2 protein-coding genes are annotated in these 1,185 nt (G+C 58.5%); both read left to right on the forward strand.

Annotated features, from left to right (window positions below; translation table 11 throughout):
• The first annotated feature begins 10 nt into the window (after positions 1-10).
• Positions 11-136, forward strand: a complete 126-nt coding sequence (locus tag ACR0DK_RS20505) for a phosphonate C-P lyase system protein PhnH (protein WP_480737930.1) — start codon at positions 11-13, stop codon at positions 134-136.
• Positions 136-1,185, forward strand: a 1,050-nt coding sequence (locus ACR0DK_RS20510; protein ID WP_480737928.1) for a carbon-phosphorus lyase complex subunit, incomplete at its 3' end; no start/stop codon positions are given. The genes ACR0DK_RS20505 and ACR0DK_RS20510, both read left to right, overlap by 1 nt.

Below are 1,185 nucleotides of genomic sequence, written 5' to 3' on the forward strand. Positions count from 1 at the left end.
CTATCTCAATCTGCCCGAGACTGCGGCTTTTGTCGCCAATGCGCGCCGCTTCCCGCTTGGTTTTGATACGTTCTTCACGTCAGGCAGCCAAATAGCGGCCCTGCCGCGATCCACCCGTATTGAGGGGGCTTCCTAATGTATGTTGCGGTAAAGGGGGGCGAGCGGGCGATTGACGCCGCCCATGAATGGCTGGCCCATGAGCGGCGCGGCGCAACCGATGTGGCGGAACTGAGCATCTCGCAAATTCGCGAACAGCTTAGCTTGGCTGTCAATCGGGTCATGGCCGAAGGTTCGCTATACGATCCTGATTTGGCAGCTCTGGCGATCAAGCAGGCGCGCGGCGATATGATTGAGGCGATTTTTCTGATCCGCGCCTATCGCACCACCTTGCCCCGTTTTGGGGTTAGCGCCCCGATTGATACTGGCGCGATGCGCTGTGATCGGCGCATTTCGGCCACCTTTAAGGATCTGCCAGGCGGGCAGATCTTGGGGCCAACCTTTGACTATACCCACCGTCTGTTGGATTTCGCGTTGATGGCAGATGGGGCGGTCCCGTCCGAGGATGAGGGGGGCGCCCCAGTGGATGCCGCACCTTTGCCGCATGTCACCAAATTTCTGGATCGCGAGGGTCTATTGCAGCCCGAGCCTGAGGATAACACGCCCCCGCGTGATCTGACGCGCGAGCCCTTGGATTTCCCTGCGGATCGTCCGCTGAAACTTCAGGCCTTGGCGCGTGGCGATGAGGGGTTTGTTCTCTCCATGGCTTATTCCACGCAACGGGGCTATGCGCGCAACCACCCGTTCGTGGGCGAATTGCGGATCGGGCGCGTGGCTGTGTCGATGGATATACCCGAATTGGGCTTTGCCATTGATCTGGGCGAGATCACGGTCAGCGAATGTGAAACCGTGAACCAATTCACAGGCAGCAAGACCGAGCCGCCGCAATTCACCCGCGGTTACCGTTTGGTCTTTGGGCAATCCGAACGCAAAGCGATTTCCATGGCCCTCGTGGATCGCGCCTTGCGATGGGAGGAATTGGGTGAGGATGATGTGGGCGCGCCCGCGCAAGACGCAGAGTTTGTCCTGTCCCATTCCGATAATGTGCAAGCAACTGGGTTTCTCGAACATATCAAATTGCCCCATTATGTGGATTTCCAATCTGAATTGGAGCTGATCCGCCGCCTG

The organism is Ruegeria sp. CE6 (genome assembly GCF_056537485.1).